15 protein-coding genes and 1 tRNA gene are annotated in these 19,805 nt (G+C 39.9%); 8 read left to right on the top strand and 8 right to left on the bottom strand.

Going from position 1 to position 19,805, the window contains the following annotated elements:
• Positions 1 to 70 precede the first annotated feature (70 nt).
• The 5 genes from ALW18_11710 (at position 71) to ALW18_11690 (ending at position 9,533) form a co-directional block, all read left to right on the top strand.
• The gene (locus tag ALW18_11710; GenBank protein AOE53125.1) at positions 71 to 1,348 is read left to right on the top strand and encodes a chloride channel protein; all 1,278 of its coding nucleotides are present in this window, start codon (positions 71 to 73) and stop codon (positions 1,346 to 1,348) included.
• 149 nt (positions 1,349 to 1,497) lie between these two features.
• A complete protein-coding gene (locus ALW18_11705) occupies positions 1,498 to 5,088 on the top strand; it encodes a diguanylate cyclase (protein AOE53124.1) in 3,591 nt (1,196 codons plus the stop codon).
• Positions 5,089 to 5,110: 22 nt separating this feature from the next.
• Complete coding sequence (locus tag ALW18_11700) at positions 5,111 to 5,821, top strand: hypothetical protein (protein AOE53123.1); 711 nt, start codon at positions 5,111 to 5,113, stop codon at positions 5,819 to 5,821.
• 223 nt (positions 5,822 to 6,044) lie between these two features.
• Positions 6,045 to 8,594 (top strand): TonB-dependent receptor, encoded by a 2,550-nt coding sequence (locus tag ALW18_11695; GenBank protein ID AOE53122.1) that lies wholly within the window; start codon positions 6,045 to 6,047, stop codon positions 8,592 to 8,594.
• Positions 8,595 to 8,771: 177 nt separating this feature from the next.
• Positions 8,772 to 9,533, top strand: coding sequence for a hypothetical protein (locus ALW18_11690; GenBank protein AOE53121.1), 762 nt, complete (start codon positions 8,772 to 8,774; stop codon positions 9,531 to 9,533).
• Between the two features lie 2 nt (positions 9,534 to 9,535).
• Here ALW18_11690 and ALW18_11685 read toward each other — a convergent pair whose 3' ends face one another.
• The 3 genes from ALW18_11685 to ALW18_11675 form a co-directional block, all read right to left on the bottom strand.
• On the bottom strand, positions 9,536 to 10,498 hold the full coding sequence (locus ALW18_11685; GenBank protein AOE53120.1) for a 23S rRNA methyltransferase: 963 nt from the start codon (positions 10,496 to 10,498) through the stop codon (positions 9,536 to 9,538).
• A gap of 16 nt (positions 10,499 to 10,514) precedes the next feature.
• Positions 10,515 to 10,868 (bottom strand): hypothetical protein, encoded by a 354-nt coding sequence (locus tag ALW18_11680; GenBank protein ID AOE53119.1) that lies wholly within the window; start codon positions 10,866 to 10,868, stop codon positions 10,515 to 10,517.
• A gap of 357 nt (positions 10,869 to 11,225) precedes the next feature.
• A tRNA-Ala gene (locus ALW18_11675) sits at positions 11,226 to 11,299 on the bottom strand.
• A gap of 120 nt (positions 11,300 to 11,419) precedes the next feature.
• Between ALW18_11675 and ALW18_11670 the strand changes: the two genes are divergently transcribed.
• Positions 11,420 to 12,190 (top strand): enoyl-CoA hydratase, encoded by a 771-nt coding sequence (locus ALW18_11670; GenBank protein AOE53118.1) that lies wholly within the window; start codon positions 11,420 to 11,422, stop codon positions 12,188 to 12,190.
• Here ALW18_11670 and ALW18_11665 read toward each other — a convergent pair whose 3' ends face one another.
• Positions 12,191 to 12,817 (bottom strand): oxidoreductase, encoded by a 627-nt coding sequence (locus ALW18_11665; protein ID AOE53117.1) that lies wholly within the window; start codon positions 12,815 to 12,817, stop codon positions 12,191 to 12,193.
• A gap of 107 nt (positions 12,818 to 12,924) precedes the next feature.
• Here ALW18_11665 and ALW18_11660 point away from each other — a divergent pair, with 107 nt between their 5' ends.
• Positions 12,925 to 13,377: a 6-pyruvoyl tetrahydropterin synthase gene (locus ALW18_11660; GenBank protein AOE53116.1), complete on the top strand. Its 453-nt coding sequence runs from the start codon at positions 12,925 to 12,927 to the stop codon at positions 13,375 to 13,377.
• A gap of 256 nt (positions 13,378 to 13,633) precedes the next feature.
• Here the strand turns inward: ALW18_11660 and ALW18_11655 are convergent, their stop codons facing one another.
• Positions 13,634 to 15,499 carry a cell envelope biogenesis protein OmpA gene (locus ALW18_11655; GenBank protein AOE53115.1) on the bottom strand — a complete coding sequence of 622 codons (1,866 nt, stop codon included), beginning with the start codon at positions 15,497 to 15,499 and terminating at the stop codon, positions 13,634 to 13,636.
• A 21-nt stretch (positions 15,500 to 15,520) separates the two neighbouring features.
• Positions 15,521 to 16,456 (bottom strand): hypothetical protein, encoded by a 936-nt coding sequence (locus tag ALW18_11650; protein ID AOE53114.1) that lies wholly within the window; start codon positions 16,454 to 16,456, stop codon positions 15,521 to 15,523.
• A gap of 334 nt (positions 16,457 to 16,790) precedes the next feature.
• Here ALW18_11650 and ALW18_11645 point away from each other — a divergent pair, with 334 nt between their 5' ends.
• Positions 16,791 to 17,543, top strand: coding sequence for a UDP-2,3-diacylglucosamine hydrolase (locus ALW18_11645; protein ID AOE53113.1), 753 nt, complete (start codon positions 16,791 to 16,793; stop codon positions 17,541 to 17,543).
• A gap of 8 nt (positions 17,544 to 17,551) precedes the next feature.
• Here the strand turns inward: ALW18_11645 and ALW18_11640 are convergent, their stop codons facing one another.
• A complete protein-coding gene (locus ALW18_11640) occupies positions 17,552 to 17,905 on the bottom strand; it encodes a hypothetical protein (protein ID AOE53112.1) in 354 nt (117 codons plus the stop codon).
• Between the two features lie 96 nt (positions 17,906 to 18,001).
• Entirely contained in the window at positions 18,002 to 19,699 is a 1,698-nt protein-coding gene (locus ALW18_11635; GenBank protein AOE53111.1) for a recombinase RecJ, read from the bottom strand.
• Positions 19,700 to 19,805 lie beyond the last annotated feature (106 nt).

The raw sequence follows: 19,805 nt of genomic DNA, 5'->3' as shown, positions 1-19,805 counted from the left end.
ATCTACCGTAAGCTGATGACGTCTATACAATGGCTTATGCCACAATAGATGTATTTAATCAGGCAAACAAATGAAAACACTACACTTTAAGAGACACATTGCAGAAGTATCGCAAATTTTCACATTACAATACCTTGTAAAATGGCTGTTACTGGCTGTTGTTATTGGGGCACTTACTGGTACTGCCTCTGCGTTTTTTCTCACGTCATTAAATTGGGTAACTAACTGGCGTGAAAGCCATGTTTGGATTATAGCGCTACTACCACTTGGCGGATTGGCTATAGGGTTGATGTACCACTACTATGGGGAATCGGTCGTAAAGGGCAATAATCTGTTATTGGAAGAAGTTCATACGCCTAAGCAAATAATACCTTTCAGAATGGCACCATTAGTATTATTTGGCACACTGGCAACACACTTGTTTGGCGGATCTGCAGGACGCGAAGGAACAGCAGTACAAATGGGCGGTGCGATTGCCGACCAGTTTACCCATCTCTTTAAACTGTCTGATAACGACAGGCAAATAATCCTTATCATGGGAATAAGTGCAGGGTTTGCATCGGTATTTGGCACTCCGCTTGCCGGCGCCATTTTTGCCCTGGAGGTTATGGTTATACGCGGCCTTAAATATAAAGCACTATTACCGTCACTAGTTGTTGCCTTTATTGCACATTATACCTGCCATGCCTGGAATGTTTTGCATACGCAGTACTTTATACCGCAAATTCCTCAAATAACAGCTTTTAACCTTATACTCACTATTGGGTGTGGTGTTGCGTTCGGATTAACCGCCATGCTATTTTCTAAGTTGGTACATTTTTACGGAAGTTTATTTAAGTTCCTTATATCATATGCGCCGTTACGCCCTTTTATCGGTGGATTTTTTATAGCGGCTACAGTTTGGTATTTAGGTACAACACAATATGTAGGCTTAGGCATACCGACCATAACAGCTGCATTTACAGATAATTTGCCTGCTTATGCTTTTCTTTTAAAACTATTGCTTACCACTTTTACTCTTGGGGCAGGTTTTAAGGGCGGAGAAGTTACACCGCTTTTCTTTGTAGGCGCCACACTGGGTAATGCCTTATTTTTGGTTGTTCCGCTGCCACTGGCATTACTGGTAGGAATGGGATTTGTCGCTGTATTTTCAGGTGCTACAAATACTCCAATTGCCTGTACTATAATGGGCATGGAAATCTTCGGCCCATCTTGCGGCATTTACATAGGCCTTGCCTGCTTTACTGCCTATTTTTTTTCCGGCTCAACCGGCATATACAGCTCCCAGATTATTGGCGGACTCAAAAGCTTAACATATACTAAACTTAGAGCCCGGAAGCAAATCTAAACCATAAGCCTGTAATACTCTATATGACAGCAATTAATGCAGTTTTCCGTATTTATTTACGCTTTAAAGTATTTATTGTGAATTATTTGGTTTTCAGTAGGTATTGCCATATTTTTATTGCTTGGGGGGAATCCTGTTAATACACGACTATGTCAAGATTACTAAAGACCGAGTTTCAGGATTTATTAAAACAAAATGACCAGTTATTTAACTGGATAACAGCAGATGTTTTACATGGCTTGTGGTTTTGCAACAGTGCAAAGCCCGATGCGTTATACCTAAGCGATGCATTCTTGCAGACGCTTGGTTACAATCCGGAGAACTACGACATCGCACGAAGCGAAAACAATGATGTTTTTTTGGAGATCATAACTGGTCTTCTCGAAAAGCATTCTACTGATTTTAACGAAATCATTGCTTTTCAAAATGCCAATAATAAGATTATTGCACTTCATGCTTTTGGAAAATTCATTCCTACCGCCGATGGGAATAGACTTATTCTTAAGTTTAAGAAGGAAGACGGCATTTATAAAGAGAACCTTTTAAATAAAGTTGAAGAACGAAAGAAACTCAATAAAATATATGAGTCTACCAACCAAATAGCCCGAATAGGCGGATGGGAAGTAGACATGGTAAACCGCAAACTTACCTGGACAGATGTTGTTAAAGATATTCATGAAGTATGCCATGATTTTAACCCTACTATAGAAGAAGGCATCAGCTTTTTTAAAGAAGGGGTTCACCGAGATAACATCGTTACTATTTTTAATGAAGCTTTAGAAACAGGCGAGCCTTTTGACACCGAACTTAAAATTGTTACTGCAAAGGGCAACGAAATATGGATACGCTTTTTCGGGAAACCGGAAATCGAAAATGGCATTTGTGTAAGGGTTTATGGCGCGCTTCAGGATATAAACACAAAAAAACTCGAAGAGCTGGATTACCTGCTTACAAAAGAACGTTTTGAGACTATATACACCAATTCTGCAATAGGTATTGTACTGGTAAACACCAACAGCCAGGTACTAATGGCTAATCCTGCCAGCCTTGAGATATTTGGTTTTACAGAGGATGACAGGATCCATCTCAACACAATGTCCTATCGCGACACGGTGCACCCCGACGATCTTGAAATGGCAACTGAATACAGGGAGCGCCTTGTTGCAGGAGAAATACCAAGCTATACCATAGAATGCAGGTTTTTTACGAGAAACGGCGCAACTATTTGGTGCAGGGTAAATACATCTATGGTTAAGGGGAAAGATGGCAATGACGATCTTATGATTACCCAGGTAGAAGATATAACGATTAGCAAACGACTGGAAGAGCTATCTACCGAAAACTCAAACCGCTTTATAAGTGCTTTTGAATATTCGCCAAACGGAATGGCCTTAGTAGGGCTGGACGGGAAATGGCAGATGGTAAACGAAACCTTATCGCAAATGCTTGGCTACACCCGCGATGAATTTTTGAGCCTTACGTTTCAGGATATGACATTCGATGCCGATCTTGATGCCGATCTTCTTTTGCTTAATGAAACGCTTCAAAACAAAAGAACTACATATAGTATTGAAAAACGCTATATACATAAAACCGGAAAACTGGTTTACGGACTGCTTAATGTATCGTTAATACGCGATGCAGAGGGTAATCCGCTATACTTTATATCACAGATAAATGATATTTCTAAAAGGGTACATGCCGAACAAAATCAGCAAAAAAGCCTTAACGAGCTTGAAGGGCTTTTAAATGCTACTACACAGGTAGCTATAATTCAGTCTGATACCAATGGAAATATCATTAAATATAATAAAGGTGCAGAAAACCTTTTGGGCTATAGTGCATACGAACTTATAGGCAGGCAGAAAGTCCAGATATTTCATATACAGGAGGAGATTAATAAACGTGCAAGAGAGCTCGAACTAAAGTATGGAAGGCCTTTCTCGGGCTTTGACATTTTTACCTACAAACCAAGGCTTGGTAAATTTGATGCCCGCGAATGGACATTTGTACGTAAAGACGGCAGCACCTTCCCTGTACACCTGGTAATAACCTCTGTACTAAACCATAAAGGAGAAATTACAGGTTACCTCGGTATTGCTACCGATATATCGCGCCTTAAAGACATGGAATCTTCCTTAACTACCGCTAAAGACAAAGCCGAAGCAGCGAGCAGGTCGAAATCGGAATTCCTGGCAAATATGAGCCACGAGATAAGGACACCGCTTAATGGTGTTATTGGGTTTAGCGACCTGTTAATGAAGACTGAACTGAATGACAGCCAAAAGAAATACATGCAAATGGTTAATACTTCGGCACATTCACTATTAGATATTATTAACGATATTCTTGACTTCTCAAAAATAGAAGCCGGCAAGCTTGAACTGGATCAGGAGAAAACAGACCTATTGCAGCTTTGCAGCCAAACTATAGATATTGTTAAGCATCAGGCGCATGCCAAATCGCTAGAAATATTATTGAATATAGAGCCAAACATTAAACGTTTCATACATGCCGACCCTATTCGCCTTAGGCAAATACTTGTAAACCTTTTGGGCAATGCCGTTAAGTTTACCGTTAAGGGAGAAATTGAACTTAAGGTAACGTCTATGCCTTGTTTTGATTCTAAAGATGAAATGATATTTTCATTCTCTATCCGTGATACAGGCATAGGTATAGCACCGCAAAACATAGAAAAAATATTTAATGCTTTTGATCAGGAAGATGCTTCTACCACTAGAAAATATGGAGGTACAGGCCTTGGAATAACTATAAGCAATAAGCTGTTAGCCATAATGGGCAGCAGCCTTTATGTAGAAAGTGAAGTAAATAAAGGCAGCACTTTCTCCTTCCGAATTAGACTAAAGACAGAAGCAGATACAACAGACATTAAAAAGACTAAGGTTGATGTAAAAAATGTACTTGTTGTTGATGATAACGCCAACAATCTTTCCATACTTAAAGATATGCTTGCTGTTCGTAACATAGATACTACGCTTGCATCTAACGGTATTGAAGCTATTGAATTGCTGGAAAAAGACAGCAATTACGACCTGGCAATTATTGATTATAACATGCCATACCTTAATGGTGTGGAGCTTGTTAAGCAAATAAGGGAAACCCTAAACCTGGGTGCCGATAAATTACCGGTTATGCTACTGCACAGTTCTATTGATGATGAAAAATTAATTCAGGCATGTATAGACCTAAATATACGCTTTAATGTAACCAAACCTATAGTGAGCAACCAGCTGTTTGAATTACTGAATAACATTCATCGTGCTGATTCTGTGGAAGAAGATATCGAAGTTATCAATCTTAACACAGGCTTTGAAGCTCCGTTTAAGGTACTTATTGCAGAAGACAACCCTGTAAACCAAATGCTGGCTAAAACCATCATCCAGAAAATAATTCCGAATGCCAACATTCAGTTAGCAGAAAACGGACTTGAGGCCGTAAAAGCATACGAAGCTCAGGAACTGGATGTCATTTTTATGGACATACAAATGCCGGAAATGAGTGGTTTTGAAGCTACGGAAAAGATACGTTCTATTGAAAGGCCGGGCACCCACATACCTATTGTAGCCATCACTGCAAGGGCGCTTTTAGGCGAAAGAGAAGAGTGTTTACGACTGGGCATGGATGATTATATTACTAAGCCTATTAACTATGATGCATTGCAGGATGTTATACGAAAATATATGGTAGAACCCTTTGTAAAAAAGAACCTGCCGTCTTAATTAGAATTATACGATTACGATAATGAATAAGAATACAACAATACTACTGGTAGAAAGTGATGCTGCCGAGAGAGAAGAATTTATCCGTTTAGCGGAAAATAAAAACTGGATTGTGCAAGGTTTTACCAGCAGCTACGAAGCCATTCAATGGATAAAAAAAAATGATGAAGGCGCAATTTTGGTTATTGCAGAAGGTGCTACGCCTCTTAATGCCTACCAGACTTTTGACTATATAAGAAAGGAATTAAAAAACGAACTGCCTGTTGCAATAACTAAAACAGGAACTTCCGGAAACGGAAACACCCCTGAAGGCTATTCGTTTCTTGAAAAACCCTTTACAGCCAATAGCATCAATGCACTAAAACAACTTGCAGATCCAGAATCGTTACCATCGGACGACAAAGTTTATTCACTGGAATACCTTGAAACCATCTCGGGAGGAAATCAGGAGTTTCTTATCGACTGTTTAAAAACGTTTATCTCGTCCGTAAGTGGCAAGATGGACGAACTTAAAACGGCCGTAGCCGATAACGACCTTAAAGGCATCGGTGCTATTGCACATAATATTAAGCCTTCTTTTGAAATGCTTGAAAATGCCACTGCAAAAGACATATGTAATAAACTTACTTATGAAATTGACACTGTTGATATACCGCAACTTGCAGCTATCTTAAACTCAGAGTTCACTATTATGGAAGATGCCTTAAAGCAGGACTTTCCGGAATTGAGATAACAATATAATCGATATAAATACAAAAAGACCCATTTTACAATTGTAAAGTGGATCTTTTTGTATTTCCCCTATCCAAATAACAAGCTAAATATCGGTCAATATTTTTTTGTAATTTTCACTTTTTAATAGTCTACTAAAACCATAGACTTTATATTTTATTAATATATTTACGGCTTCAAAAAAACAAGCTGCCTAAAACAGCTATCAACCATAAAATCAAACCATGAAGCATTTTTTACTCACACAAATTTTAGTATTGCTCGTTGCCCAATTATCATTCTCACAGGATAATATTACAGGAACAATAAAAGATATGGATGGAATATCTATACCCGGGGCATCGGTTTTAAACACATCAACGGGTGTTTTTTACAATGCAGATGCCAACGGTACTTTTATACTTCCTGCCGAAATCCAGTTTCCATTATCATTAAAAATAACGGCAACAGGATTTAAAACAATGGAGATCGTTGTAAATGAAATTCCATTATCTGCTATTGAAATAACACTTACAGCCGACTTTGACAAACAGCTGGACGAAGTTCTTATAACATCCCGTCGACGTAAAGAAAATGCGCAACAGGTACCTATTCCAATATCTGTTATAAGCGGTAAGCTTGCCGAAGATGCGGGGGCTTTTAACGTAAACCGCTTAAAAGAACTTGTACCATCGGTTCAGCTGTACTCATCCAACCCAAGAAATACAGGCTTAAGCATTAGAGGAATGGGAACTACTTTTGGTTTAACCAACGACGGCATAGACTCAGGCGTGGGCTTTTATGTAGATGGTGTGTATTATGCACGCCCTGCCGCTACAACATTAGATTTTATAGATACCGAGCAAATTGAAGTGTTGCGCGGACCGCAGGGTACACTATTTGGTAAAAACACTACTGCCGGAGCTTTTAATATTACTACCCATAAGCCCAGTTTTGATTATGGTGCAACGGTAGAAAGCAGCTATGGTAATTATGGTTTTGTGCAGGCCAAAGCATCTGTCACCGGAACGTTAGCCAAAAATATAGCGGCACGCTTTTCATTTTCGGGCACCCAGCGCGACGGTTTATTGTATAACGTTGCCACCCAAAAAAGGGTAAATGACCTGAACAACCTTGGGGCACGAGCCCAGTTTTTATATAAACCATCCAACGACTTTGACGTATTACTGGCTTTTGACTATACACGCCAGCGACCTGACGGATATGCACAGGTTATTGCAGGTGTAGCGCCAACGCAACGTGCACAGTACAGTCAGTTTAACCAGATTATTGCAGATCTTAATTATACACTACCGAGCAAAAATGCTTTTGACAGGGTAATAGACCATGATACCCCGTGGCGTTCATACCAGGATTTGGGAGGTGCATCGGCTACATTTAATTTAAAAGTAGGATCGGGTACTTTAACCTCTACCACTGCATGGCGTTTCTGGGATTGGGATCCATCGAACGACAGGGACTTTACCGGATTGCAGGGACTTGCTTTGTCTGAAGCACCTTCTAAACATAGGCAATGGTCGCAGGAAGTGCGATGGGCAGGTTCGTTATCGTCGAATCTTAGTGGCGTATTTGGTGTTTTTCTTTTTGGTCAGGATTTAAAACCGGATGGTGCGCATACCGAAGAGGCAGGCAGGGATCAGTGGCGTTTCTCGCAAAACAGCACCAGCGAATTGTGGCAAACCCCGGGACTGCTCGAGGGGTATGGCATAAAATCGTATCCGAAAATGAAATCCTTTAGCGGAGCGGTGTTTGGACAGTTGGATTGGGCCGTAACCAACAAGTTTAGCATATTACCCGGCATACGTGTAAATTACGATAAAAAGAAAGTAGACTTTAAAAGGAAAACCTATGGCGGTCTGCAAACAGATGACCCGGCACTGATAGCATTAAAAAATTCCGTTTATAACAATCAGGCATTTAAAAAAGAAATAGATGACACTAACTTTTCCGGTCAGCTAACTGCTGCGTATAAAGCAACCGAAAGGGTGAATACTTTTGCTACCTTCTCTACTGCTTTTAAACCTGTAGGATTAAACCTTGGCGGTTTACCAAACGCTAATGGGCAACCCATGACGGAACTTGCTGTTATAAAACCGGAAAGGGTATCGCACTTTGAAGTCGGTGTAAAAACAAGGCCAACTTTAAAATCTACCCTAAACCTTGTCGTATATAATACAACCATTAAAGACTACCAGACGCAGGTACAGGCAGCCGATCTTTCTGTAAACAGGGGATATCTGTCTAATGCGGAAAAAGTTAGGGTGCAGGGTGCAGAAGTAGATGCTAACATCAACATAAGTGAGTTTCTTGGATTTTACGGTGCCGTAGCGTACACCGACGGTATCTATAAATCTTTTAAGAATGCTCCTGTTCCATTAGAAGAAACCGGAAGTGCAAACTTTAAAGACATATCGGGAAGCCAGCTTCCGGGAATATCGAAATGGGCAGGATCTTTAGGTGGTGAAGTTTCTTTTAATGGTAAATTTTTAGGCAGGACAGGAAAATTCTTTTTTGCTGCAGATAGTTACCACAGGTCTAAATTCTCCTCTAGTCCCTCACCGTCTGCCTATCTTGTAGTACAGGGGTATTCATTGGTAAATGCAAGGCTCGGTTTCCGAGTTGGCGATAAATTCAGCGCATTCTTTTGGGGGCGTAACATCTTTGATAAAGATTATTATGAACAGCTATTACCCGGTGCAGGAAATGCAGGCCATTATGCAGGTGTACTGGGCGACCAAAGAACCTATGGCATAACACTTCGTTACTCAATATAATTAAGTTAAAAAATAAATCCAACCTGCTTAAATAATTAAGCAGGTTCTTTTATTGACGGTAAACGACTATCGGGCAAAGTTATAAGAACAATCTTTATAAAAAGTTAATTTATATGATGTAAGAATTTTATATCTGCGGAAGGTAGTATATTTAAACAAACAACCAATCTATCTATTATGCAAAACCTTCAACTATATAAAGCAGCCGCAATTATTGTGCTTCTATTTTCATGCTCACCTGCAGTGGATAAAATACCGGATCTCGATAAAGTAGGGTCTGATTTTAACGCAGGCAAATTCTTTAAAGACAAAATAGAACAAACCAATAAAACAATTGCCACCCCTCCCACCAGTATGACAAGGGAAGAAGCGATGAAAAAGCTAGATGAGAACTTTTTTGGAAAAGATACGCTTTGCTATTATACCTCGGACGCATTTGACGGACAACACATACATAGTAAGTCTGATTACGGACACCGAAACAAAAAACATGATGGAATATATGGCTATACTTACAGCACTATTTCATGGAGTAAAACAGATAGCCTTGCCGTTTTAAATGGAATTTATTTTCAGACGTTAAATATGTTTGAAACAAAAGATGGCAAGCTTGTTTCAGTGAAAGCTACAAACGAATCCTACTCAAATGCTAACTATTCTAAACTGGTCAATCACCTCAGTAAGAAATATGGAACTGCAAAACAGCTTTCTAAAGATAATGAAGCTAAGGTATTGGAATGGGAAACAGAAGATGCTAAAATTCAATTAAAAACTAGCAAAGAAAATGTCGAAGATGTACTTTCAATTGCTGCCGACGGTAAAAAAGAAGTAAAGCAGGAAACAGAATACACCATTGAGTACTACAGGGTTACCAAAAAATACTGGAAGGACCTGCAAACCGTAAAAATTGGTCGTTGGTATCTGGAAAGTAAAGATTAATGTTATTTAGTTTTCCATCGGGTGTCTCTCCATACTTTTTGTTCTTCTTTAGAAAGAAACGACCATGCCACAATGCGTGTCGATTTATTTCCCGTTCCCATAGGTATAGTTTTAACCTGAGTGGCAGCAAGCGTATCAAGGGTTTTATAAATTCCTTTTAGGTTTGATTGTTTGGACACCAAGGTTGAGAACCAATAGCAGTTTTTCGCAAATTTAACGCTCTCTGTTAGCATATTCCTGATAAACTGAGACTCACCTCCATCGTATATAAGTTCATTGTTTACCCCTGCGAAATTCAACTCAGGCGTTTTCTCTCTCTTCCCCGACAGATTCTTTATTTTCCTTTGTGTTCCTTTGTTTGCATCCTCTGCAGAAGAATGAAAAGGAGGATTACACATCGTAACATCTATCTTTTCTTCCGTATTAATTATACTTCTAAAAATAGACGATGCATTTTGCTGTAGTCTGAGTTCTATCCTACCTTTAAGCGATGTATTTGCGTTTATAATTTGTTCAGCAGAAGCAATAGATTTTTCGGCAACATCAGCACCAATAAAATGCCAACCGTATTCGGTAACACCAATAATTGGATAAATGCAGCTCGCCCCAACACCTATATCCAGACAGGTAATTTTTTCACCTGAAGGTATCCTGCCAAAATTACTTTCACCAATTAAATCGGCTATATAATGAATGTAATCTGCTCTTCCGGGTATGGGCGGACACAGATTTTCATCGGGAGACTCCCAATTCTCTATTCCGTAATAATGATTGAGAAGTGCCTTATTTAAAAGTTTCACAGCAACAGGACTTGAAAAATCTACCGACTCATCGCCATACTTATTGGGCTTAACATATGCTCCCAATGCAGGCTCGGCAGCTATTAATGCTGTCAGATCATACCTATCCCTGTTTTTATTTCTGGGATGAAGGGTTGTTTTTTCCTGTGGTTTTTTTTCTGGCATGTTATCGTTGCAATAGTTAAAACTTTATGAATGTAAATTTATACCTTTTCCCTTCCTTAAATAAAAAAAGGGTATCGCTGTGAGCTAGCTTCAATACCCTGTCTCCTTTAGATGCAAATCTATCAAAATTCTTGAAGCTATTTAATTCTGACTTGTACGGATAGAATACATATTCGCTTCCATCTTCCATAGTAAATCCTACACCCTTAAATTTGAAATAAGTTTTTTCGAGTACGCCATCAATGTATGCACTATTAAACGAAGTGTAGTTTTCTGCACCTCGTTTTCGTGAATATATTTGTGCTACCACAAATAACCCTATGATTACTATTGCTACTACGAAAAGAGTTTTTATTCTTCCTGCTGCCATATTATGATTGTATTACTTCCCCCCGCTGCTTCGAATGGGAGTGCACCAGCTGATAATCCACCTCCAAAGTTAGAATATCTCCCAATTATAAAACCTTAAGGTGTATAGGTAATTGTACGCGTCACACCTACTTTAGCTTTTGCACTTATTCCGACCGATCCTCACCCCGTAGGATAATCGCCCTTATGTCTTGTGTCTGTAACAAGCATACTTCTATTTATTTTATTCAACCTCTACCAAAAAATTTGCTCCACCAACGTTAATACAAAAAAACCTGCAAAACGTTGGTTTTTGCAGGTTTTACGATACTTTTTGAAAATTTTAATTTCTTTTGAAAAGCATAAAATTAATTAAAAGTGGAGAAGATGGGAGTCGAACCCACGACCTCTTGCATGCCATGCAAGCGCTCTAGCCAGCTGAGCTACATCCCCATTAAGTTTGAGCAAATATAATGTAAATACTATCGAATTAACAAATTTCAAAATGCAAACTTTTAAAAAATGTACGCTGCTTTATAACATTTCATTAATTTTACCCTAAAATAATTTTACATGACCACCACCACCAGGCCTAATGGCTCATTATATACTAAAATGGACAACAAAATCGCTACGGTAGAATTCGGACATCCGGCGAGTAATTCTTTTCCCGGAGAGCTTTTACAGCGATTAACAGATGAATTAAACCTGCTTAGCAAAAACCCAGATATCAACCTTATCATCTTAAGGAGCGAAGGCGATGGTGCCTTCTGTGCGGGAGCATCTTTTGACGAACTACTTGCAGTATCAGACCTTAAGGAAGGTGCTGTGTTTTTCTCCGGTTTTGCCAACGTAATAAATGCTATGCGTAATTGTTCTAAGCTAATTGTAGGGCGTATACACGGAAAAGCAGTTGGTGGAGGTGTTGGCCTTGCTGCTGCGTGCGACTATGCCTTAGCAACAGAGAGTAGCGCGATAAAGCTGTCTGAATTCACTATCGGTATAGGTCCGTTTGTAATAGCGCCGGCTGTAGAAAGAAAAATGGGAGTGGCAGCGCTGGCCGAAATGACTTTGGCTGCTCACGAGTGGAAAAATGCGTACTGGGCTCAGGAAAAAGGGCTATATGCAAAGGTTTTTACAGACGTAAAAGAATTGGATAAAGAGTTCGACATCTTTACCCAAAAACTGGCTGGCTATAATCCTGAGGCATTAGCCGATATGAAAAAAGTATTATGGGAAGGCACAGAAAACTGGGATAAACTGCTTACAGAAAGAGCGAAGATCTCCGGTCGTCTTGTACTATCAGATTTTACTAAAAATGCACTGGGGCAGTTTAAAAAATAACTAGCCCCTGGTTTTTAGCCATCCAGTAATACTAAGGCGCTCCCTCTGTACAGGTTTTACCTCATGCTCTAATATCTGGCTTTCAAAAACCACCATCCTGCCTTGCACAGGATAAATATTTATTGCCTTTTCTGTTCCGTTTTCGTTTAGGTAAATAGTAAGCTCGCCCCCATATTCCGGCTTCCAGTCTTCATCGTTAAGGTAACACACCATAGATAGTTTTCTGCGGCTGTCGTTCTGAAATGTATCAAGGTGGCGTTTATAAAACGTGCCCTGCGGATACAGTGCATAATGAAACTCCCCTTCATTTATACCCATAAAGCAGGTACGATTAAGGTAATCCTTGAAGTCGTTGATTCTTGTAAAAAACTGAAGTTCGGCACCATTGGCATTTTCTTCGTTTAGCCAAAGAATAAAATCACCCCTTATAGCATCGATGATCTTTTCATTTGCCTGGTTACCAATAGCCGATTTTTTAAACCTGTCTTCGTCATATTTTTCCAGCAGGCTGCCACGCAGTGCAAGCACTTCCTCCTTCGAAAAAAAATCGTCAACAATACTAAATTGTTTCTCCATAAGGTCATCTATAACCTTCTCATATAGCGGATTCAGCTGTAATTCGTCCATCGCGTTGCGTATAAAAAGCGATCAAAGATACTTTGAAAACCAATACGTTTATAATAAATCACAACGAGGCATATTATTTAGTAAATTTGCGCCCTAATACGATTACAATGAGCAAAATCAGGATTACCAAACAGTTTACTTTCGAAACCGGACATGCCCTTTATGGCTACGACGGAAAATGCAAAAACGTACACGGTCACAGTTACAAACTTTCGGTAACCGTTATCGGTTCTCCTATCACTGATGTGTCGAATGTTAAGTACGGAATGGTGATTGATTTTGGCGACCTGAAAAAGATCGTTAAAGAAGACATCGTAGATGTTTTTGACCATGCAACTGTATTCAACCAGAACACACCACACATAGAACTGGCAAAAGAGCTTAAAGAGCGCGACCACCACGTTATATTGGTAGATTACCAACCGACAAGTGAAAACATGGTGATAGATTTTGCTGATAAAATTAAACGCCGATTACCCGCCAACATATTACTACATTCACTGCGCTTACAGGAAACGGAAACTTCCTTTGCAGAGTGGTTTCAAAGCGACAACTTATAATACACAAGCCTTCCTAACCGGAGGCTTTTTTATGCTCTTTAAGCAGTAGGCTAAGCGCTTTTCAGTCAGCGTCCGTCCTGCTTTCGCCTATATCCCTGGCTGCTAGGGCAGCTTCGGGTATACCGGCTCTATCAGGGCTAAGAGGTTTGGTTGTTGTTTGTTCATGATCTGCTTAAGCCCCAAACAAAAAAACTCCCGCCAATGGCGGGAGTTTCTATATAGGTGGATAAAGGTTGTTTATCGTATCTCGTCTTGATTATTTCTTAACGATGATAAACTCACTTCTCCTGTTTTGTGCATGCTGCTCTTCTGTACAGTCGCCACCACAGTTTACCTTAGGCTGGCTCTCACCATAACCCTGGCCTGAAATACGGCTCTTAGCAATACCTTTTGATATTACATACTGAACTGTAGATTTTGCCCTGCGGTTTGATAAGTTCATGTTGTACTTGTCTGAACCTCTGCTATCAGTGTGCGATTTAGCCATGATAACCATTGTAGGGTTAGCTTTCATTGCCTCAACTAACTTGTCAAGTTCAAATGCGCCTTCCCTCGTTACATTGCTCTTATCGAATTCAAAGTAGATATCGTTAAGTACAACGTCTGTTGGTGTTACAATGGTTTCAATTGGGTCAAGGTCTGCTGCTACGTTTACAACACCGCCGTTTGTCTTAGCGACAGGGAAGCTGCCATTAGCATAGCCTTCCATGGATGCCTGAACTGTGTAAGCCCTGTTACAGTCAATGCTGTAATCTACCTTGCCGTCTGCACCTGCTGTCCTTGTCTCAATTACGTTGTTTCTCTCATCAAGTATTGCAACTTTCGCATTGCCAAGTATTTTTCCTGTTTTCTTGTCCCTTACAAGTACAAGTGCCTCTACACCACATACCGGTGTTGCAAGGTAAAGCTTGTCTACACCTGTACGGTTACTTGAGAAGAACCCGATGTTTTTTGTCGTGTTGAAGCTAAAGGCGAAGTCGTCTTTCGGTGTGTTCACCGGTGCACCTACGTTTGTTGCTTCTGTACCTTTGTTAAGGTCGATTACAAATACATCTAACCCTCCAAAGCCTTTTGGCCTGTCTGATGAGAAGTATAGCTTGTTATCATCTGTAATGAATGGGAAGCTTTCTTTACCTTCTGTGTTTACTTTTGGACCAAGGTTTACAGGCTCACCATAGGTGTTGTCTGCTTTTACCTCTACCTTCCAGATATCCTGGCCACCCATTGTACCTGTCCTGTCAGAGGAGAAGTAAAGTGTTTTACCGTCTTTGCTGATCGATGGGTTTTGTGTTGACCATTCTTTGCTGTTAAAGGGTAGCAATTGTGCCTCGCCCCATTTGTCGCCTTCTTTTACGGCTTTGTAAAGGAACACCTGCCCTAATTTAAGGTTCATTTCCTTATCTCTCTCAAACTGCTTCTTCTCGTTAAAGCTCTCGCTGTTAAAGTACATTGTCTTGCCATCGGCGCTGATTGCCACAGGGCCATCATGCCATTTGGTATTTACCTCTGATACCGGTACCGGCTCACTGAAGGTGCCGTTTGCATTGTAAGTTGAGGTATAGATGTCAAGGAATGGCTCTTCGTTAGTTCCGTATTTCTTTCTTGCCGTGTTACGGGTTGATGAGAAATAGAAGCTGTTATCATTTGCAAGCACACCACCGAATGATCCGTATTTGTCATCATTGATGTCCAATACTTTCTCATCAAACAGTTTTGTTTGGTTCTTTAGTTTTGGAAGGTAGTTAGGGTCCTGGTTGAACAATACTGCCCTTTGGTCTGATGGTGCTAACAATGCAAATTTCTTCATCTGAACGTTGGCCTCCTCATACTTGCCTTCTGCCTTTAGCATTTGTGCGTAGCGGTAGTATGTCTCTGAGTCCTGTTGTGTCTCGGTTGCCTTAGCATACCACTGCACTGCCTCTTTTGAGTTGAATATGTTATAATAGCTGTCAGCTATCTGCTTGTAAACATATGGGCTGCCATCCAGTTTCTGGTATTCTTTGGCAGCATCCATATAATCAAGGCGTGCGTATAATTTATCGGCTCTTTCGGTTTCTTTTGTCTGCCCTGTTACAGCCATAGTGGCGAGCATAAAACCAAGTGTAATGTATAGATTCTTCATTTTCTTAAGTCGCTTTTAGGTTTAGAAATAACGTGGTGAACGTGATACTTTTTTAGGGAAGTTCAGGTCAAACAGTAATATTACCTCGTGTGATGCAGGCGTAGTTACATTAAGGTCTGACACGATGTGGTCATACGCATAACCTATCCTTAGGTTTGGTGTAATGGCAAAGTTTACCATTCCTCCAAAACTATCATCAAGCCTGTAAGTTGCCCCTATCTCAAAACGCTCAAAGAATAAGAAGTTTAAAGATCCGTCTACTGATGGTGATACATCAAATGATGATTTTAACATGAATGATGGCTTCATCTTTAGGTTATCGCCCAACTGGAATACATAACCTCCCGTTAAGAAGTAATGTGATGTCTCTGATCCGAATTGTCTTGTACCATTAACATCCCTGTAATCAAGGTGCTTGCTCTTAAGCATGTTTGGTACCGAGAACGCTAAATAATACTTCTGTGTGTAGTAAAAGAAACCTGCGCCAACGTTAAAATAAGTCCTGCTGATATCTTCGCTAAAGGCAGGGTCGCCCGGTTGCGGTACATTGTCACGGCCAATGTCTGTAAATAAACCTACTTTGTGGAAAGTAGCTCCCGCTTTTAACCCTAATGCCAAACGGTGCTCGCCACCTAAGTTTAGCGTGTAAGAGAAATCTGCGTATGCATTGGTCTCTTCTACAGGGCCAATCTTGTCATTGATAACTGATAACCCCAAACCTACGTTCTTGCCTACAGGGCTGCTCCCTGAAAAGGTCATCGTAGTGGGTGAATCTTCAATGTCAACCCACTGCTTACGGTATAATAACCCGAAAGAGAGGTTTTCCTTACTACCGGCGTATGCCGGGTTAATCACGTTCATGTTATACATGTACTGTGTGTAATGAGGATCCTGCTGTGCAGTAGCATCCGCAAGGCCGCCCAGCGCCAATAGTGCTGCAAGGTAAAGTTTCTTCATGTAATGTGTGTTGGTTAATTTGCAAAATACAGACCAGATCTTCAACCTGATCCCCTTAAAAAATCATTTACTAAAGTATTAGACTTAATAAATTTCAAAAGGTTTAATCAGAAATAAAAAAAATCTGCATTATTTTAATAAAACATTCTTAACCGTAAATATATACTTAAATCATAATAAATGTTAATGATAATTTAAAAACAATGTGGAAAAAACAAATTATCATCTATTTGTTATGAAATTACAAACAAAAACTACATTTATAATTGCAACCTATTTGTAATAGCTGACAAAAGAAATAGTCTTTATATCTTTGGCCCATCTTTTATACACTATGAATACACCTCAGCGCATATATTTTGCTTCAGACCAGCACTTTGGAGCACCAACTCCTGAACTAAGTTTTCCAAGGGAACAAAAGTTTGTAGCATGGCTCGATGAGATTAAACACGACGCCGACATACTTTTTTTGCTTGGCGACCTGTTTGATTTTTGGTTTGAATACAAAACTGTTGTACCCCGCGGCTTTATAAGGGTGTTGGGAAAACTTGCAGAATTGCGCGATAGTGGCATTACCATATATTTTTTTACCGGTAACCACGATTTATGGATGAGCGATTACTTTGAAAAAGAACTGAATATTCCCGTATATCATAAACCCCAGGAATTCACCTTTAATAATAAAACCTTCCTTATTGGTCACGGCGACGGATTAGGCCCCGGCGACAAGGGCTACAAGCGTATGAAAAAGGTGTTTATAAATCCTTTTTCTAAATGGCTGTTCCGATGGCTGCATCCGGATATTGGTGTTAAACTTGCACAATATCTTTCGGTAAAGAATAAATTAATATCAGGCGATGCCAATGTTAAGTTTCTAGGCGAAGAGAATGAATGGCTGGTATTGTATTCTAAAAGAAAGCTGGAAACAAAACACTACGATTATTTTGTTTTTGGCCATCGCCACCTGCCTATGGCTATTAAAGTAGGCGAAAATTCATCGTACATCAATCTTGGCGACTGGATAGGTTATTTTACGTATGGCATTTTTAATGGCGAAAACTTTGAGCTTAAGGAATATAAAAAATAATGCAGGAATTAATTCCTGCATACTGTAGTTATATAGTCATATAAGTCCATATTAAACAAAGTTCCCTGTACAAGGTCTTTTATTTGCAGTAATTCGCTGCGCGATACTGCAAGATCAACCTGTTGTAGTGGTGTTTTAAGCAAAAACTTGTGGCAGCGGCTTCTATGACAGCAACCTCCACAGTTCATTTCTTCGCAGGTATTGTCAATTATCTGTGCAAAAGCTTTTATTTCCTCATACGAAAGATAAAAGCCGGTTTCCTTAAAAACCACCTGAACTTTTTCGGTAAGTACATGATCACCTTTTTTCCAATGAAAGGCGACACCAAATTCATTATAATATATTTGTTCTACTTCTCTCATGCTACGATTGATTTCAAACAAAAATACTAATTATTTAAAATCATTCTAAATAAAAGTAGATTATTTTGAAAAGATTTTCAACTTAAAGATTTAGAATTATTCTTCACAGCGGATATCCCTTAACCTCAACTGCAAACTTACCTGACCGTTCCACTCGTTTTCATCTATAGAGTAAGCAGCATCGAAATATTCTCCATCACAGGCAAGATCTTTTTTCTTAGCCAATCCAAAACCAATGGCTGCATAACCACCGGTTTCTCCCTGCCTGACAAACAATCGTAAGTGCGTTTCATCAGACCCTATTGCTTTGCCATAACCGGTATCTTTAATGTTACGTGTCATGAACACGGGCGACATATTTCCCGGACCAAAAGGTTCGAACTGTTTTAACAGGCGATGAAATTTCGGTGTGATGTCATCAAAATCAATTTCTGCATCAATTGAAATTTCGGGTGTCAGCAAATCAGGGTGTATGGTTTGCTGTACTACCTCTTCAAATTTTTGTCTGAATAAAGGATACTGTTCTTCTTTAAGCGTCAATCCGGCAGCATACATGTGCCCCCCGAATTGTTCGATATGCTCAGCACACGCCTCAAGTGCATTATACACATCAAAATCTTTCACTGACCGCGCCGATGCCGCCAATTTATCGCCACTTTTAGTAAACACCAATGTTGGCCTGTAGTAGGTTTCTATGAGCCGCGATGCCACAATACCAATTACACCCTTGTGCCAGTCCTCCTGATAGACAACAGTCGTAAAACGATCCTGATCGCTATTATGCTCTATTTGTTGTAAAGCTTCGATAGTAATTTGTTTGTCCAGGTCTTTACGGTCAGCATTAAGCCCTTCAATCTGCGAAGCAAAACCTTCGGCTTCTTCTAGGCTGAATTCCGTAAGCAACTCTACCGCATGGTTACCGTGTTTAATACGTCCGGCGGCATTAATGCGTGGTGCTACAATAAACACTACATCGCTTATGGTAAGGGTTTGCTTCTTTACATTCTGAATAAGCGCTTTTATACCCGGCCTTGGAAATGTATTGATAACATCCAGTCCGAATTTGGCTAGTACTCTATTTTCTCCTGTAATGGGGACAATATCTGCCGCAATTGCTGTTGCCACCAGATCAAGATACGGAACAAAATGATTTATAGTCTCACCCTTGTTTACTCCGAGTGCCTGAATCAGTTTAAAGCCAACACCGCATCCGCAGAGTTCATCATATGGATAGGAACAATCAGCACGTTTTGGGTCGAGTACTGCAACGGCATCAGGCAATACATCTCCCGGGCGGTGGTGATCGCAAATAATAAAATCGATGCCTTTTTCTTTGGCATATTCAACTTTATCAATTGATTTAATACCACAATCTAATGCAATGATGAGGGTAAACCCATTATCGTCTGCAAAATCAATTCCGGCATTCGACACGCCATAGCCCTCTTTATACCTGTCAGGAATATAAGTGGCTACATTAGGGTAATACGATCGCAAATATGAAGACACCAAAGAAACAGCTGTTGTACCATCCACATCATAGTCACCAAACACCAATATGTTTTCTACGGCTGCAATAGCGGCTTCAATGCGCGCCACCGCCTTGTCCATATCTTTCATCAGATAGGGATCATGCAGGTCTTCCAGTTTTGGGCGGAAAAATGTTCGAGCCTCCTCGTACGTCTCAATACCGCGCTGCACTAATAATGTTGCTACAACAGCATCTACATTAAGGGCTTCGGAAAGATGTTTTACTTTAAGAGGGTCGGGTTTTGGTGTAAGGGTCCAGCGCATAGTGGAGATTAAACGAATTATATACTATTTAGCAGAAACAAATAATATTTAAATTAAATGCAACTATTAAACGATTTATCAAAGAAAAATTCAAAAACAAGCTGTC

The sequence above is a fragment of the Flavobacterium psychrophilum genome, from assembly GCA_001708385.1.
Taxonomy (GTDB): Bacteria; Bacteroidota; Bacteroidia; order Flavobacteriales; family Flavobacteriaceae; genus Flavobacterium; species Flavobacterium psychrophilum_A.
Note: the sequence above shows the minus strand (reverse complement) of the source record. Positions and strands in the feature narration are given on the sequence as shown.

Bases quoted from the DNA above. Each gene is read 5' to 3' on its own strand.
- ALW18_11645 (AOE53113.1), top strand. From the start codon at position 16,791: ATGAATACACCTCAGCGCATATATTTTGCTTCAGACCAGCACTTTGGA.
- ALW18_11695 (AOE53122.1), top strand. From the start codon at position 6,045: ATGAAGCATTTTTTACTCACACAAATTTTAGTATTGCTCGTTGCCCAA.
- ALW18_11640 (AOE53112.1), bottom strand. From the start codon at position 17,905: ATGAGAGAAGTAGAACAAATATATTATAATGAATTTGGTGTCGCCTTT.
- ALW18_11660 (AOE53116.1), top strand. From the start codon at position 12,925: ATGAGCAAAATCAGGATTACCAAACAGTTTACTTTCGAAACCGGACAT.
- ALW18_11670 (AOE53118.1), top strand. From the start codon at position 11,420: ATGACCACCACCACCAGGCCTAATGGCTCATTATATACTAAAATGGAC.
- ALW18_11635 (AOE53111.1), bottom strand. From the start codon at position 19,699: ATGCGCTGGACCCTTACACCAAAACCCGACCCTCTTAAAGTAAAACAT.
- ALW18_11665 (AOE53117.1), bottom strand. From the start codon at position 12,817: ATGGACGAATTACAGCTGAATCCGCTATATGAGAAGGTTATAGATGAC.
- ALW18_11680 (AOE53119.1), bottom strand. From the start codon at position 10,868: ATGGCAGCAGGAAGAATAAAAACTCTTTTCGTAGTAGCAATAGTAATC.
- ALW18_11655 (AOE53115.1), bottom strand. From the start codon at position 15,499: ATGAAGAATCTATACATTACACTTGGTTTTATGCTCGCCACTATGGCT.
- ALW18_11700 (AOE53123.1), top strand. From the start codon at position 5,111: ATGAATAAGAATACAACAATACTACTGGTAGAAAGTGATGCTGCCGAG.
- ALW18_11705 (AOE53124.1), top strand. From the start codon at position 1,498: ATGTCAAGATTACTAAAGACCGAGTTTCAGGATTTATTAAAACAAAAT.
- ALW18_11685 (AOE53120.1), bottom strand. From the start codon at position 10,498: ATGCCAGAAAAAAAACCACAGGAAAAAACAACCCTTCATCCCAGAAAT.
- ALW18_11710 (AOE53125.1), top strand. From the start codon at position 71: ATGAAAACACTACACTTTAAGAGACACATTGCAGAAGTATCGCAAATT.
- ALW18_11690 (AOE53121.1), top strand. From the start codon at position 8,772: ATGCAAAACCTTCAACTATATAAAGCAGCCGCAATTATTGTGCTTCTA.
- ALW18_11650 (AOE53114.1), bottom strand. From the start codon at position 16,456: ATGAAGAAACTTTACCTTGCAGCACTATTGGCGCTGGGCGGCCTTGCG.